This window comes from Sorangiineae bacterium MSr11367 (genome assembly GCA_037157805.1).
Classification (GTDB): Bacteria; Myxococcota_A; Polyangia; order Polyangiales; family Polyangiaceae; genus Pendulispora; species Pendulispora rubella.
The window spans coordinates 8,010,798-8,025,192 of record CP089983.1; the positions used below are offsets into that span (position 1 = coordinate 8,010,798).

The 14,395-nt window shown below is 64.7% G+C and carries 11 protein-coding genes; 8 read left to right on the plus strand and 3 right to left on the minus strand.

Annotated features, from left to right (window positions below; genetic code table 11):
• Positions 1 to 41 precede the first annotated feature (41 nt).
• From ptsP to LVJ94_31155, 8 genes are all read left to right on the plus strand, one after another.
• Complete coding sequence (ptsP, locus tag LVJ94_31120) at positions 42 to 1,919, plus strand: phosphoenolpyruvate--protein phosphotransferase (protein WXB01358.1); 1,878 nt, start codon at positions 42 to 44, stop codon at positions 1,917 to 1,919.
• Between the two features lie 142 nt (positions 1,920 to 2,061).
• Positions 2,062 to 4,452 carry a 5'-nucleotidase C-terminal domain-containing protein gene (locus LVJ94_31125; protein WXB01359.1) on the plus strand — a complete coding sequence of 797 codons (2,391 nt, stop codon included), beginning with the start codon at positions 2,062 to 2,064 and terminating at the stop codon, positions 4,450 to 4,452.
• Positions 4,449 to 6,014, plus strand: a complete 1,566-nt coding sequence (locus tag LVJ94_31130) for a hypothetical protein (protein ID WXB01360.1) — start codon at positions 4,449 to 4,451, stop codon at positions 6,012 to 6,014. Before LVJ94_31125 ends, LVJ94_31130 begins: the two co-directional genes overlap by 4 nt.
• Before the next feature lie 11 nt (positions 6,015 to 6,025).
• On the plus strand, positions 6,026 to 7,873 hold the full coding sequence (locus tag LVJ94_31135; protein WXB10837.1) for a hypothetical protein: 1,848 nt from the start codon (positions 6,026 to 6,028) through the stop codon (positions 7,871 to 7,873).
• A 196-nt stretch (positions 7,874 to 8,069) separates the two neighbouring features.
• Positions 8,070 to 8,666 carry a TetR/AcrR family transcriptional regulator gene (locus LVJ94_31140; protein ID WXB01361.1) on the plus strand — a complete coding sequence of 199 codons (597 nt, stop codon included), beginning with the start codon at positions 8,070 to 8,072 and terminating at the stop codon, positions 8,664 to 8,666.
• Positions 8,663 to 9,454: an alpha/beta hydrolase gene (locus tag LVJ94_31145; GenBank protein WXB01362.1), complete on the plus strand. Its 792-nt coding sequence runs from the start codon at positions 8,663 to 8,665 to the stop codon at positions 9,452 to 9,454. The genes LVJ94_31140 and LVJ94_31145 overlap by 4 nt, the downstream gene beginning before the upstream one ends.
• A gap of 15 nt (positions 9,455 to 9,469) precedes the next feature.
• Entirely contained in the window at positions 9,470 to 10,462 is a 993-nt protein-coding gene (locus tag LVJ94_31150) for a zinc-dependent alcohol dehydrogenase family protein (GenBank protein WXB01363.1), read from the plus strand.
• A 63-nt stretch (positions 10,463 to 10,525) separates the two neighbouring features.
• The gene (locus LVJ94_31155; GenBank protein ID WXB01364.1) at positions 10,526 to 11,689 is read left to right on the plus strand and encodes an MSCRAMM family adhesin SdrC; all 1,164 of its coding nucleotides are present in this window, start codon (positions 10,526 to 10,528) and stop codon (positions 11,687 to 11,689) included.
• Between the two features lie 102 nt (positions 11,690 to 11,791).
• On the opposite strand, the gene LVJ94_31160 is transcribed toward LVJ94_31155, so the two are convergent.
• The 3 genes from LVJ94_31160 to LVJ94_31170 all read right to left on the minus strand — a co-directional run bounded on the left by LVJ94_31160 (position 11,792) and on the right by LVJ94_31170 (position 14,206).
• Positions 11,792 to 12,232, minus strand: a complete 441-nt coding sequence (locus tag LVJ94_31160) for a VOC family protein (GenBank protein ID WXB01365.1) — start codon at positions 12,230 to 12,232, stop codon at positions 11,792 to 11,794.
• 75 nt (positions 12,233 to 12,307) lie between these two features.
• Positions 12,308 to 13,135 carry a helix-turn-helix domain-containing protein gene (locus tag LVJ94_31165; GenBank protein ID WXB01366.1) on the minus strand — a complete coding sequence of 276 codons (828 nt, stop codon included), beginning with the start codon at positions 13,133 to 13,135 and terminating at the stop codon, positions 12,308 to 12,310.
• A gap of 42 nt (positions 13,136 to 13,177) precedes the next feature.
• A complete protein-coding gene (locus LVJ94_31170; GenBank protein WXB01367.1) occupies positions 13,178 to 14,206 on the minus strand; it encodes a LacI family transcriptional regulator in 1,029 nt (342 codons plus the stop codon).
• Positions 14,207 to 14,395: the final 189 nt, after the last annotated feature.

The window sequence follows — 14,395 nt, forward strand, 5'->3', positions numbered from 1 at the left end:
ATCGACAGAAAGGGCAAACGCCCCCGGGGGGGATCCGGTCCGTGCGGACGCCGTCGTCGGGAGGCATCCCCGTCGCGCGAGGTTCATCGCCTTCCCCTTCGTATCCGCCGCCGCCCTCGTCGGGCGATGCATCCCTCGAGACGCACCAGATCAAAGGCATCGCGGGCTCGCCGGGCGTCGCCGTCGGAACGGCGCTGGTCATCGGGGAGATGCGTGCAGCTTACACGCGTCGGCACATCCACACCGCATCGATGGACGCCGAGCTGGGGCGCGTGCGCAACGCCGTGGAGGCGGCGAAGACGAGCTTGCGCGAGGTGAGCCAACGGCTGCCCACGGACCAAGCGAAGACGCAGGCGCCCATTTTGGATGCGTACCTGCTCATGTTGGACGATCCGCTGCTGCACGAGAGGATCAACCGCAAGGTCCGCAGCGAGAAGAAGTGCGCGGAGTGGGCGGTCGCCGCGGCCAGCGAAGACATTCTGCGCCTGTTCGACGGTGGCCCCGGCGAAAAGGACGCGTACATCCAGGAGCGCCGGCACGACGTCGAGTTCGTGTGCGACCGCATTTTGCGCGCGCTGATGGGCGAGCCCGGGCACGTCATCCCGCGTCTGGATGCGCCGATGATCGTGGTCGCCCGCGACCTTTCGCCGGCCGATACGGCGGGCATGGTGCGCGAGCCGGCGCTGGCCTTCGTCACCGAGGTGGGAACGCGCACGAGCCATACGAGCATCATGGCCCGCGCGCTGGAGATCCCCGCCGTCGTGGGCGTGGCCGATGCGCTCAATTTGATCCGCACGGGCGACACGATCATCGTCGACGGATTGCGCGGCGAAGTCACCGTGCACCCGGACGAGCGGCTCGTCGCCGATGCGCATGCGCGTTCGGCGCGGCACCTCGCATTCGCGCGGGGTTTGCTCTCCGCGCGCAACCAGCCGTGTGTCACCGCCTCGGGTGAGGCCGTGGCCCTCAAGGCCAACGTGGAACTGCCCGCCGAGGCGATTTTGGCGCTGGATCACGGCGCGCAGGGCATTGGCCTGTATCGGACGGAGTTTCTGTACATCGATCGATCGAGCCTGCCCACGGAGGACGAGCAGTACGAGCTTTACCGCGCGGTGGTGGAAGCCGTTTCGCCGCACCCGGTGACCTTGCGCACGTTCGACATTGGCGGCGACAAGTTCGCGAGCACCTTCGCGCTGCCCGCGGAGATGAATCCCGCGTTGGGATTGCGCGCGGTCCGGCTGGCGCTCAGCCGGCCCGACGTGTTCATGACGCAGCTTCGCGCGATGGTGCGGGCCAGCGCGCACGGCGACGTGCGCATCATGGTGCCCATGGTGGCGAGCGTGCACGAGATGCGCGACGTGCGAAAGCTGCTCATGCGCGCCATCGCCGAGGTGAAGTCGCGCGGCCTGCCCCACGCGGCGCGCATTCCACTGGGCATGATGATCGAGGTGCCCTCGGCGGCGGTCATGGCCGACGTGTTCGCGCGCGAGGCCGAGTTTTTCAGCATCGGCACGAACGACTTGATTCAGTATGCGCTGGCCATCGATCGAACGAGCCGCACCCTGGCGAGCCTCGCCTCGCCCTTCGATCCTTCGATTTTGCGACTCATCTACAGCGTCGCCCGGGTGGCAGCCGATCGCCGCGTCCCCGTTTCCCTCTGCGGTGCGATGGCTTCCGACGTGCTCGCAGCCCCGCTTCTTCTCGGGCTGGGGCTACGGGATCTGAGCATGGAGGCCGCCGCCATCCCCGAGATCAAAGAGGCGATCCGCCGCGTGGAGCTCGCGGAATGTAAAAATGCAGCCGAGGAAGCACTCGCCTGCGACTCGGCGGAAGCGGTCGAGTCCCTGGTGGCCCGCGTCTTCGCACCGCGCTTCTTCGATTTGCTGGCGGGAAGCGCAGAAGAACCGGCGTTAGACTGAGAAATCCATGGCAGATGAGGCCTACGAAGGCCCTCATGGCCTGAGTGAACCTCAAATTGACTGAAGCTGGACTGAAAAGTCGGGAATAAAGCGCGAAGTGCTTTGACGTGGGTGTGGACGAGTATGCTACGGTCCGCGCCGCATGGGCTTCGCGTTGTTTCGTCGTTGCGTTGCCTCCGTATCTGCGGCGGTGGTGGTGCTGTCTGTGTTTGCCGGGGGCACCGGCTGTAGCTCCGAGACGGAGGGGGCCTCGGATTCTCCTTGTCCACCGGGGCAGGCGTGCCAAGCGCGCCTGACGATCCTTCACACCTCGGACATCCACTCTCGGATCTATCCGTACGACCAACTCGTCACCCAAGTCGATTCGGATTTGGGCCTCGGGACCATCGGAGATATCCACAACGTCGGCGGCGTCGCCCGCATGTCGTACGTGCTCAAACGCGAGCGCGCACGCTCCGAACGCGTCGTGCACCTCGACTCGGGCGACTGCTTCCAGGGCGCGCCGGTCTTCAACTTTTACGCGGGGGAGCCCGAAGTGCGCTCCCTCAGCGCGATGGGCCTCGATGCGGCGGTCATCGGCAACCACGAATTCGACCGCGGTGCGCTCAACGTCACCCAGCAATTCCAGCGCTGGGGCACGTTCGCGTCCCTCGTCGCCAATTACAAGTTCGACGACCCGAACAATCCGGACAGCCCCAAGCTCTCCACGGTGGCCAAGCCGTTCACGGTCATCAACCGCGAAGGGCTCAAAATCGGGGTCATCGGCATGGGCAACCTGTCGAGCCTCACCTCCGTGTTCGATCAGCCGAACCGGCTCGGCGTCACGCCGCTCAACACCGTGGAGACGGCACAGGGCTACATCGACCTTCTGCGGCCGTACGTCGACCTCGTGATCATGGTCACGCACCTCGGGCTCGAAACCGATCAACGCATGGTGCGCGAGACCACCGGCATCGACATCGTGCTCGGCGGGCACAATCACGTGGTCATCAACCCACCGCAGGAAATCCGGGATTGCAGCTCGGATTTGAGCTCCCCCGGCTTCATTTGGGCGGTCGACCCGGATCTGAAGATCGACCCCGACAAGCCCCCGCCGAACGACGAGAAGCATCCGGACCCCAAATATCACCCGTACATGATGAAGCGCGCCTGCAGGCCGCGAAACGTGATCATCGCGCACTCGGGTGCCTTCGCGAAGTACGTCGGAAGGCTCGACGTGGTCATGTCCAACGACCGGATCGAGGCCAGCCCCGATGGAGATCCGGAACACTACGAACCGATCAACAAGTTCGAAATCATCTCCAGCAAGTACACCGCGTTCCCCATCAACTCGTCGGTGCCCGAAGATCCGGTGCTGGTGGACATGCTCCAGCCCTATCAGCGGACGCTGGATCGCGTGGCCGATCTCGATCTCTTGATTGGGTATTCACCCCAAGGCTCCAAGCGCAATGCGCCGAACGGGGGAGACTCTCCACTTGGCAACTTGGTTGCAACGGCCATGTGGTTGCGTCTGGGCATCCAGACGGATTTTTCGCTCACCAACTCCGGCGGAATTCGAACGGATTTGAACCCTGGGCCGGTGACCGTCGAGCAGATGTACAACATCTTCCCGTTCGACAACTCGATCACGAAAATGCAGCTTTCGGGGCTCGAGGTGCAGGACTTGTTCGACTTCGTGTCGCGCCGTTCGACCGCGCGCGGCTGCGTGTCGCAGGTGCAGATCGCGGGGGCGCGCGTTCGCCTCAATTGCGATGTCTGCACCCGCCCGGATGCGGGGCCGAGTTGCGTCGTCGACGACGAATGCACCGTCGGCACCACGCAGAAGTGTGAAAAAGCCCCGGGTGAAGACATCGGGCGCTGTCACCTCACCAGCTGCGCGGAGGAGGTCTACATCGGGCACACGAACACGTCGTGCGAGACCGATCGCGACTGCCCGCTCAAGGACGATGGCACGCCACACCCGGGCTCGTGCGACACGCGCATCAAGCAGTGCCTCTCGCTCGTGCGGCCGACGAACCTGTACGAACTCGCCACGAGCAATTACCTGGCAGGCGGCGGCTCCGGGTTCCGCGTCCTCCAGCGCAATACGACGCAGTTCGATACCAAAGTTCAACAGCGCGATGCGCTCATCGACTATCTGCGCCAGCAAAAGCCGTGTGGCTACATCGGGGAGGCCGCAGGCACGCCCGATGGGCTCAAGTCGTGCGGCACGGATTCCGATTGCCGCGACGTGGCCCCGGACGCGGTGTGCGCCTGCCCCGGCCAAGTCGAGGCGCAAACGTCGGGCGGAAACTTGGCCTGCGTGAGCAACGGCAGCTGCAATCCCTCCGTGGGTCGCTGCGTGCTCGGTGGCTGCCGCAATTCGGTGGCCGATTTCCACAACCGCCGGTGCGCGTCTTCACCCGATCGTGACAACTGCAAGATCGATCTCGATGCATGCTCGCTGGCGGGCGAGGAATGCAAAATTCTATCGTGCGTCGACGCACGGGCGGGCAATTTTTCGGACGACCGGCAGGAGATGATCGGCCGATGAAATCGAAGTGGTATTTGGCATTGGTGCCGCTGGTATTCGGCATGGGGTGCACCGATGGATTCGGCGAGCTGAAATCCAACGAGCGGCTCACCGTTTCCCTGGTCGGCGGCGAACGCGGGACCAAGATATCCCGCGTGGACATCGCGCTGGCGGACCCCGCGCGCCTGACCGTGAAAGTCGAGGCATACCGCGCCGATGGAAGTCTGAATACGGACTTTACGGGCTATGTTCGCCTGTCCATCAAACCGGGCACGGTCAGGGACATCGTGGGGCCCAACGTCGTAGGCCGCAATGTGCGGTTGGTCAACGGTGTGGCCGGCGATGTGACGCTCGGTGTGGTGGGCTCGTACGGCGATACGCGGATCTGGGCCGAAGACATGGGCTATTTTCCCGTGGATCCGAACGTCAATCCGCCGCCGCAGTGTTCCGATGGCAAGGACAACGATGGCGATGGCGATATCGATTTTCCGGCCGATGCCGGCTGCGCCTTCGCCAACGACGATTCCGAAGACGGCGGAACGCTGGCCACCGGGGTGAGCCCCATTCTGTATTTCAAGTATCCGCGCATTCGCGATGTACGTGGAATTTCACAGGGGGGATCGGCCACGTCGTTTCCGCACGAGCAGGTGCAGATCGACACCGGGTATCGTCCCGAGGACAACAGCTTCGAATTCAGCTTGGTGGTGACGCGGATCGCACAGGATGGCTTTTACGTCACGGACCTCGACCCCAAGGATTTTGGCAGGGGCTTCCATAGCCTCTTTGCCTTCAATTTCAGCGCCCCTGCCCGGCTCGGCGTGTGCGATCGGCTGACGGCGCTCGCCGGGACGGCATCGGACTTCTTCGGCTTCACCGAGCTCGGATTTCCCACGTGGGGCGTCGAGCCGTGGGACGAGGAAGCGTACAAGCAAGGGCTCCCGGGCTCGCGTCCCTGCATGGTGCCCGAGCCTTTCGTCTTCGGTGCGAAAACGGCCGCGGATCCGAACGTCAAGCTGCAGCAGATCGCGGCGCTGGTCCGTGCGTGGACGGGCGACGTGCCCGCCCCCGACGAGAAGGATGCGCCCAATACGCACGCGCACTCGCTTTCCGTGGCGTCGCACTTCGGGTCGGGCTTCCCCAAAGCACCGACGTATGCGCCGAAGGACGATGCGAGCAATTGCGATTTGAACGGCGACGGCAGCGTCGATTTCAGCACCAACCCCGAGAAGGCGTGCGCCGACGCCTGCGCGAAGGACGTGCAGTGCTCGGAGTGGTCGACGTACGCGGCACGCGGAGATTTCCGCCTGGTGCTGCACGACAACGACCCGCGCGTCTCCACGGGGACGCCGCGCGATACGCAGATGCAGGCGAATGCCTCGACGGTGTCGGCATTCCACGCCGCGGCCCTGCGTGGAAAACCGATCAAATCGTTCACCGGCACCTTGCGCTACTTCTCCGGTGGCTCGCAATTCACCATCGAGGCACGCTGCCCCGACGACATCGTGGTCGACCTCGACAAGCCTGCTCTCGGCTCGGACAAGGCATGCCGTGCCCGAACCACTTCCGAAAACCCCGGCAACTGAGAACACGTCCGATGCGTATTACCTTCATCGCTCCTTTCGCGTCTGCCGCGCTGTGCATGCTCGTCACCACCAGCCTGCACGCGCAAACGACAGGGACACCCGACAGCACGCCCCCGCTGCCGCCACTCAGCGGGGCGAGTTCTCCAACGCAGGCACCTGCGCCTCCGCCCCAGCCGGCTACCGTACCTTCGACGCAGCCCACCCCGGGACCGACTCCGCCGTCGCCGGCGTCGGCGTCGGCGCCCACGCCGGGCGGCATCGACAACCAGGCGCCGCGCCAGGATGATTCGCGGACGGATCTTTTGCTCGGAACCGCGGGCGCGCGGGCGGTGGGCATGGCTCCGCCGGGGAGCAACCCCGGTGACTTCATGGATACGCGTCTGACGTGGACGTTCGGCGACGACGACTTCACCCACAAGACCGGGGAACTTCTGCCCCTCTCGCCGAATTTCTCGATTGGAGATCGCCAGCAATACCGTCTCTTCTTCGACAATCTGAATTCCCGTTATTCGGGCCGTGAGAACCTCACGCACCTGGTGATGTACAAGAAGATGCCGGGGTTCATCGAGCGGCTGACCACCGAAGCGGCGGTGGTTCTGCGCTTCGACCTCGCATCCCTGGCGGCCAACACCGGCAATTTGAATTCGGCGCTGTCCGATGCCGGCTCGTACCTTCGCGTCTTTTATCAGACGGGTAAAAAGGAAAAAGAAGGACTGAGCGCGGTGTTCTTTCCGCTGGACACCGACCGCTTCCGCCTCGGGTACCTTTACGACATTAGCTGGGGCGGCACCAATGCGGGTATCCGCGAATCGATCTTCCCGCGCATCCAGGGATCGTCGCCGGGTCTCAAGCTTCAGTACGACCACGAGAAGATGTACGCGTTCGTTGGATTCAAGACAGCGACCATCGTACAGCCGCAGCAGGTGCTGAGCCCCGGCGGCGACAACGACGTCGAGACGGTGCGTGTCGGCGAGACGAATTACGGCCTGCTCATGGGCTTCGGCGTGGATCCGCACAAGAACGTGCGCTTCGATGCGGGTGGCGGTTACTTCCAGCAGGGCAAGTTCGACTTGGACGACGTGCGCGGTCGGTCGATTTACACGTACGGCGGCGCCGGGCGCATCGTCGTGCACCACAACATGCCGGTTCCGCAATCGGTCGACTTCCGGCTTTATCGGAATGACCCGTCGTCCCCTCAAATCATGTTCGCGCCGGAGAAATACAAGGACGGCGAGGTCTCCTGGAGCGTGAGCGCCGAGGCCGACGTGCTCGGGCAGCACTTGAAGGACTTCGACAAGCCAGGGGCGGTGAAGGACCAGCTGGCCTACGGCACCGCGGTGCAGGCCGTGGTGAAGGCGAGTTATCTGCGCCTCAGCGTCTCGGGCATCATGCGCAATCTGAACTTCGTCGTGCGCAACGTGCCCGGCTTCATCCCGTTCGAAACGCTTCCCAGCAACGCCAAGGCCGAGCCCGAGGTTTTCGGTGCGTTCGCCGCCGACTACTTCATCCAATCGCTGCACCTGACCCCCGGCCTCGGCGGCGGCGTCCAGATGCCCGCCACGTTCCGCAGCGAGTTCACCGAGGGCGGCGTGCCCGCGTCGCGCACCACCGTCGTCCGCCAAAACGGCGACGAGTCCATTCTGCCGTACAACAAGGATCGCACGCCCATCTTCCAAGCGCGCGTGAGCCTGCGCTGGGACCTGTCGAAAATCCTGAGCGCGATGGTGTGGGGTCAGTTCGTGCGCGACAACAACGGCACCTTGGTCGTCCGCGATCCGCAGGAAGGCACCGCATCGCTGCGCGTCTTCCAGAGCCCGAACCGCCTCGGCGCCGGGTTGAGCCTCCAAGCACGATTTTAGGCTCGAAGAAATTGAACAGGGAGGCGGGGAGGCGGGGAGTTTTAGGTTTTCAGTTGGCCCAGTAGGCTAACTGAAAACCCAAAAAAGCCTTCTGTGCGGCTTCGTGCAGGTTCCCTCCCCGCCTCCCCGTCTCCCTGTGAATTCTTCCTAAGCCGAGCGCGTTTGACATAGCGAACGACCGTCATATAATGACGGCGTGCGGTATCCAGCAGGGCATCGGGAGCATTCGCGGGAGCGGATCATCGAGGCGGCGGCGAGCCTCTTTCGGTCGCGGGGCATCACCAACACGGGCATCGATGCGGTGATGTCCGCGGTGGGCCTCACCGCGGGCGGATTTTATGCGCACTTCAAGTCGAAGCAGCACCTGATTGGCGAGGTGGTGAAGAAGGCCTTCGTCGACGGGCAGGCGCGGCTTCACTGCGCCGACGAAGATCGGCGCGCGTGGATGGAGGCGGTGCTTCGCCGCTACATCAGCCGCTCGCACCGCGACCATCCGGACCAAGGTTGTCCAATGGTGACGATGCTCAGCGAGCTGCCGCACGCGCACGAGGTCGTGCAGCCGATCATCAAGGACGAGGTCGAGAAGTACGCGGGCCTGTTCGAGAAGCGGCTCGGCGAAGGCCCCGAAGGCGCGCCGACGGCGCGGCAGCGTGCGCTCGGCGCCATCGCGCTCATGGTGGGCGCCGTGTCGGTGGCGCGTGTGCTTCGTGGAAGCAAATTGTCCGACGAGGTGCTCGCCGCGGCCCGCGCTGTCGGGCTGTCGCTCGTTCAGCCGGAGACCAACGAAACATGAGTCCATCGCTTCATATGGCAACGGCAGGCTCCGGGGAGCCCGTGCTTCTTTTGCACAGCGGCGGCATGTCGTCGCGCCAATGGCGAAGGCTGACGGATGCACTCTCGCCTTCGTTTCGGGTGCTGGCGCCCGACTTTCTCGGCTCGGGGGAAAACCCGCTCTGGCCAGAGGGAGAGCCGTTTCACTTTCTGAAGGACGTCGAAGCCGTGGAGCGCATCATCGCGGATCTCGCCGGGCCGGTGCACCTCGTGGGGCACTCGTACGGAGGGTTCGTCGCGCTGACCATCGCGCGGCGGAACCCCGCGGTGGTTCGCTCGCTAACGGTCTACGATCCGGTGGCGTTCGGCGTTCTTTACCATCCGGAGGATACCGAGGCGCTGGCGGGGGTGCCGAGCGCGGAGTCGAACGATCCCGCGGACGGCGGTGGCCCCGCGTGGATGAAGGCCTTCGTCGAATTTTGGAATGGCCCCGGGAGCTGGGATGCCCTCCCCTCCGTCACGCAGAACGCGTTCTTGCGGGTCGGCAAAAAGGTCTACGGCGAGGTCTCCACGCTGATGCGCGATCGCACGCCGGCCTCGGACTACTCCGCGGTGACGGCGCCGGCCCTGCTGCTCCATGGGACGCTTTCGCCCTTCGCCGCGCGGCGCGTGGTGGAGCGGCTCGGGGCTGCGATTCCCAACGCCACGGTGCGCCCGGTCGAGGGTGCAGGTCACATGGGCCCCATCACGCACGGCGGCATGGTGAACGATGGGGTGTCGAGGCATCTTCGGAGTGCCGCGCAACCATAGAAAGGAAACCAGGAGATGAAGGTTCTTCGCTTCGACCGGTTTGGCGCGCCGGCGGAGGTTCTGCGCCTCGAGGACGAGGACACACCGCGTCCCGGTGCCGATGACGTGCGCGTGCGGCTGACGTCGCGGGCGATTCACCCGTCCGATCTGGCGACGATTCACGGCCGATACGGGCTCGAACCGCCGACGCTTCCACGCGTGCCGGGCAGCGATGCGGCGGGCACGATCGTCGAAGCGGGCGCGAACGTGCGCGATGTGAAACCTGGAGATCGCGTCATTCTGCTGCTGGGCGCCACGCGCGGTGCAGGCACATGGCGCGAGGAAGTCTGCATTCCGGGCGCCGCGGTCGTGAAGACCCCCGAGACGCTGCCCGATGCCCAGGCGGGTTCGGTATGGGTCAATTACTTGAGTGCATGGGCACTCGCCGACCATGTTCTGGCGGTACCGCGCGGCGCGTGGGTGTTGCAGACGGCAGCGGGATCGCAACTCGGTCGCGCGATGATGGAACTTTCGCGGCTGCGGGGCTTCCGCCTGCTGAACGTGGTGCGCCGGCGGGAGCAGGTGAAGGAGCTCGAGGCGCTCGATGCGGGCCCGGTGGTGTGCACGGCCGACGACGACTTCGTCGCGCGCGTACGCGGGATCGTCGGCACCGCCGGATTGCACTTTGCGGTCGATGCCGTGGGCGGCACGACCGCGGCGAAGGTCCTCGGGTGCTTGGCGCCCGGCGGACAGTTGGTCGTCTTCGGGGCGCTCGGCGGTGCGCAAATTCCGCTGGATATCGCGACGGTGCTGTTCAAACAACTCGTCGTGCGCGGCTTCTGGTTGCGGCCGTGGATCGAGGCCGCCGGCCCTGCGCTGCATCGGCAAATCGCCGCCGATATTCTGGAGCAGATTGCTCGAGAAAGGATTCGCCCCGCCATCGATTCGACATTTGCCTTTGCCGATTTCCGCAACGCAGTCCGTCATGCGATGGCATCGGGCCGCACCGGCGCGGTGGTCCTGACGTAGTCCACCGATTGGATCGCAGCCGATCCTTGTCGTAACGCAATGATGAATTACGGTATCTCGAACATGAGATACCGCTTTGCGTTCGCGGCAATGCTTTGCAGCAGCTTTTTCTTGGGTTGTGCGAGCGATTCGGACGACGTGGCCGACGACGATGCCATGGAGGCCCAAGAGCTCACGGCCATCGAGGAGACCGATGCCGAGCCCGATGAAGGCGAAGACGGAATCGAAAGCGAGCCGCGGGCCGACGTCGACGACAACGAAGGCGCGGACGAAGCAAGCATCGACGATCCGGAGGTCGCCGCCGATGGCAGCGAGACGGACGACGTCGACGGAGAGGCCGACCTGGAGACGACGGGACTGACGACCCTGGATCTCGGCGGAAAACCGACGGGGGCATCGTACATGGCCGTCGTCGAGCAAAAGACGAATCGCATCATGGTATTTCCCGAGTCCGACCATACGTGGACGGGTCGAAAACCGAATTGGTCGTGGGGCGCGAACAATTCGCCGCAAATCCCAAAGGGCCAGAGGGGGCGTTTCGACAATCCGAGCGACGTCAAATTGAAGAAGAACGGCACCGTGCTGGTGGCCGCGTCGGGCGGCGGTATCGCCATCGTCCGAAAGAGCGATCGCCGCGCGACGTTCGTCGCGTACCCCGGTGGAAATCCGCACGCCATCGAGACCCTGCCGGGAGGCCACGTGGTCATCGCCTCGAGCGAGGGCTTTCTCTGCGTGTACAGCACCAAAAAGGGCGCGTCGAGCACGTGCCACCGCACGAACTTCGCCAAGGCACACGGCGTCGTTTGGGACAGCGCACGCAAGCGGCTATGGGTCGTCGGCGGAACGCAGCTCGGTTCCTATTCGCTGAACGGCAGCACACTGAAGCTGGACAAGGCGTGGAAAATCCCCGGCAATGGGCACGATCTCATGCCCGACGGCAAAGACACGCTTTTGTTTTCGTCGACCCACGACGTCTATTCGTTCGATCGCGTGGCGCACACGTACCGTTCACTCTCCAAAACGGCCAAGATCGATCCCAAGAATTACATCAAAGGCATCGATCGCCATCCCCGCACCAAGGAGCTGATCATCTCGCGCGATCACGACCTTTCCGACAAGGTGTACGGCGATCCTCTCGTGTACCGGTATACGGCGTCGGGCGCGAAGACGGTATTTACGCGTACGGGGGCGCAATTTTACAAAGTGCGCTGGTGGGTGGCGAGGTAGCCTGAAGATTGAACCGCCAAGACGCCAAGAACGCCAAGTTTTATTGGGTGATTCACCATCTCTTGATCTTGGCGCTCTTGGCGTCTTGGCGATTCGTCTCCCCTACTTCTTCAGCAGTTCGTCGTAACGCCTTTGCATCTCCTCGGGGGTCACCTTTTCGATCTCGTGGCCGATGTTCCATTCGTGCCCGAAGGGATCGCGGACCACGCCCGAGCGCTCTCCATAGAATTCGTCCTTCGGCTCGCGCACCATCGTCGCACCGGCGGCGACGGCACGTTGGATCCAGGCGTCGGCGTTCTCGACGTGGAGATGAATCGCAAAGCTGGTGCCTCCGATGGTCTGCGGTCCTTGGATGCCGCACTCGGGGTATTCGTCCGAGAGCATCAGGGTGGCACAGCCAAAGTCGAGTTCGGCGTGGCCAATGCGCCCGCTGGGCTCCGTCAGCCGGAACTTCTCCGTCACATCGAAGGCTCGCTTGTAGAACTCGATGGCCTTGGCGGCATTCTTCACGCGGATGTACGGGAACAACTCGTGGGCTCTCATGACGGCTCTCCTTTGACAGTAACGATGCCCATAGTCTGCGGAGCCACTCGCTTCGCGTATTGAAGAAAATTGACCTCAGCGCGAGGAGGTTCGCGGAATCGGGACGTGCTGGCGCGAAACGGGGGCGAGCTCGCGGTAGATGCCGGGCGAGATGCCCGAGAATTCGCGAAAATCGCGATTGAAGTGCGCTTGGTCGGCGTAGCCGGCGCGCAAGGCAAGATCGGCCCACGAAGCGTCGGGGGCCGAGGCGACCCAAGCCAAGGCACGCTGAAAGCGCTGGATGCGGCAGAAAACCTTGGGCGTGAGGCCCACGGCCTCGCGGAAGAGCGCGATGAACCGGCGATGGCTGTAGCCGCTGGCGTCGACCACGGCGCGCACGTCGGCGGTGTCGGCAAAGAGCTCGAGCGCGCCCGCCACGCACGGATGCAACGCGCGCCCTTGCGCAAGGCGGGCCGTGAGAAGCGACTCGAACCGATCGAGCGCCACCTCCGGGGAACGTGCTTCGAGGAGTTGCTCGCGGTAGTCCAGCGCCACGCGTCCCCATAGGTCCTCGAGCCGCGTGTGGCGGCCGGAGAGCGCGCTGGCCGGCACCCCGAGGAGGAGCTCGGCGGCGCCCGGCTGAAACTGCGCCCCGACGGAACGCGACGGACGCGACACGTCGCGCACGTAAAATGTCGAGCGCGCGCCGCCGACCAACGCATGCCCGACGGTGTGGCCCGTCGGGTCGTGCAGATCGTCGTACAGGCGCAGCGGCCGCCCGAGGCAGAACACGAGGTGCATGGCCCCCGTGGGAAGCATGTATTCACGCTCCGACGCGGGATGGCCCTCCGCCGCGGTGCCGTCCGAAGCCCAGAGGACTTGCACGAAGGGACGCAAATGCGGCTTGGGAGCGCGGGCCACCATCGGTCTCCGCAGTTTAGCGCCCGTGGGACGCGAGCGCGGGCCTCAGGGTGGCATTTCGCCCGAACCGCGGACGATGAGCCGGGTTGGAAGCTCACGCCGCACGACTTCGCGGTTCTTGTTCTCCATGCGGCGGAAGAGCAGCTCGGCCGCGGCGCGCCCGATGCGGGCGGGATCTTGCGCGATGACCGTCACCGCCGGGGACAGCAGATCGGCCACCTCGAAATCGTCGAAGCCGACCAGGGCGGGCCGGCGGCGTTTGACGTGCTCGGGCGGCGGCTCGGCGAGCTCGCGCAGTACGGCCACGGTGACGCGGCTGTTGCCGGTGAACAGCGCCGTCGCCGGCGACGGGCCACCGAGCATGCGATCGAGCGCCGCGCGAACGGCAGCGCGCGTGGGCGAGGCCATCGAGATGAGCGACGGGTCGATGATGTGGCCTGCGGAGGTGAGCGCTTCGCGGTAACCGCGCACGCGCTCCCCGGCGGTGAAAATGTCGGGCGCGTCGCCCAGGAACCCGATGCGCCGGTGCCCGTGCGCCAGCAGATGCTCGATGCCCTTTCGAACGCCGCCCACGTTGTCGACGAGCACGGCGTCCGCATCGAGGTTTGCCGCGGGCCGATCCACGAAGACAGCGGCCACGCCCGCGGCAATCTCCGGCTGGAGATAAAGGTGATCCTCGCCCACGGGTACGATCACCACGCCGTCCACACGGCGTGCGCAGAAGGCGAGGGCCAACTCACGCTGCCGCGAGGGGCTCTCGTCGGAGGAGCCGGTGAAGACGAGGAAGCCGTGGGTCAGTGCCACCTCTTCGACGGCGCGCGTCAGCGTCGAATAAAACGGGTCGGCCAAATCGCGCACCACCACGCCAATGCTGGCCGTGTGCCCTCGACGAAGCGTACGCGCGCCGTCGTTGCGGCGAAAACCGAGTGCATCGATCGCGGCCTTCACCTTGTCCGCGGTGGCAGGGTTTACCCCCGGCTCGTCATTGACGACACGCGACACCGTCTTGAGTGCGACCCCGGCGGCCGCAGCCACGTCGTTCATCGTCGGCCGGTTCGTCGCGAGTTTCGACATGCCCATTGCAATAGGCGACGTCGCAACGAAAGACAACGTTGTCAGGCATTCTCGAGTACAATCTTTCGAATCGGTAAGGCGCGTACCCTGCGGAAGAGGTGGGTGCGCATGCGGCGGGCGACGCCCCGCGTGCGCGCAGGATCGAGCGAGAATTCCCCATCATCGAGATAAGGTGCACCGTCGCCGAGA